Genomic DNA, 1,289 nt, shown 5'->3' on the forward strand with positions numbered 1-1,289 from the left:
GGGCAGAAATCGGAGCCGGCGGTCCAGCCCGAGCGCGGCGACCGGCGCTTCAACGCCGAGGCCTGGAGCGCGAACCCCTGGTACAGCCTTCTCAAGCAGACGTACCTGCTCAACGCGCGATTGCTCAACGACATGGTCGAGGCGTCCGGCGTCGGCGAGAAGGAAAAGCACAAGCTGCGTTTCTATGCACGCCAGTTCATCGACTCGATGAGCCCTGCCAACTTTGCCGCCACGAATCCCGAGGCGATACAGACGGCCGTCGAAACGCAGGGCGAGAGCATGCGCACGGGCTTTGCAAATCTGCTCGAAGACCTGAAGCGCGGACGCATCTCGATCACCGATGAAAAAGCGTTCGAAGTCGGCCGCAACGTGGCGGTATCGAAAGGCTCGGTGGTCTTCGAGAACGAGCTGTTTCAGTTGATCCAATACGCGCCGCTCACGGAGAAGGTCGCCGAGCGGCCGCTCGTGATCGTGCCGCCGTGCATCAACAAGTTCTACATCCTCGATTTGCAGCCGGAGAATTCTTTCGTACGATTTGCGGCCGAGCAGGGGCAGACGGTGTTTCTCGTGTCGTGGCGCAATCCCGACGCCGAACTCGGCCACATCACGTGGGACGACTACGTCGAAAAAGGCGCAATGAAGGCGATCGAAGTTGGCCGGGCAATCAGTGGCGCCGACAAGGTCAACGCGGTGGGCTGGTGTGTCGGCGGAACGATTCTGTCGTCGGCGCTCGCCGTGCTGCGCGCGCGTGGCGACGAACCGGTCGCGAGCCTCACGCTTCTGACGACGATGCTCGATTTCAGCGATCCGGGCGACCTCGGCGTCTTCATCGACGAGCGGGGCGTTTCGCAGCGTGAGCAGACCATCGGGCGCGGTGGCATCTATTCGGGCGGTGAACTCGGTTTCGTGTTCCAGACCTTGCGCGCCAACGACCTGATCTGGCCGTATGTCGTGAACAACTATCTGAAGGGCGGCGCACCGCAAGCGTTCGACTTGCTCTACTGGAACGCCGACGGCACGAATCTGCCCGGCCCGATGTACGCCTGGTATCTGCGCAACATGTATCTGGAGAACAACCTGTGCAAGGCGGGCCGGCTCTCCATCTGCAACACGCCGGTGGACCTCGGCAAGATCGACATGCCGAGCTATATTTTCGGCACGCAGGAAGATCACATCGTGCCGTGGAAGGGCGCCTATCGATCGACGCAGCTCATCGGCGGCGACACGCAGTTCGTGCTCGGTGCGAGCGGTCATATCGCGGGCGTGATCAATCCGGCGTCGAAGAACAA

Annotated in this window: 1 protein-coding gene; it reads left to right on the forward strand. The window is 61.8% G+C overall.

Annotated elements, in window-relative coordinates:
* Positions 1 to 1,289, forward strand: a 1,289-nt coding sequence (locus AWB74_RS44640; RefSeq protein WP_061152814.1) for a PHA/PHB synthase family protein, incomplete at both ends; no start/stop codon positions are given.

Origin of the sequence: Caballeronia arvi, from assembly GCF_001544695.2 — a bacterium.
Classification (GTDB): Bacteria; Pseudomonadota; Gammaproteobacteria; order Burkholderiales; family Burkholderiaceae; genus Caballeronia; species Caballeronia arvi.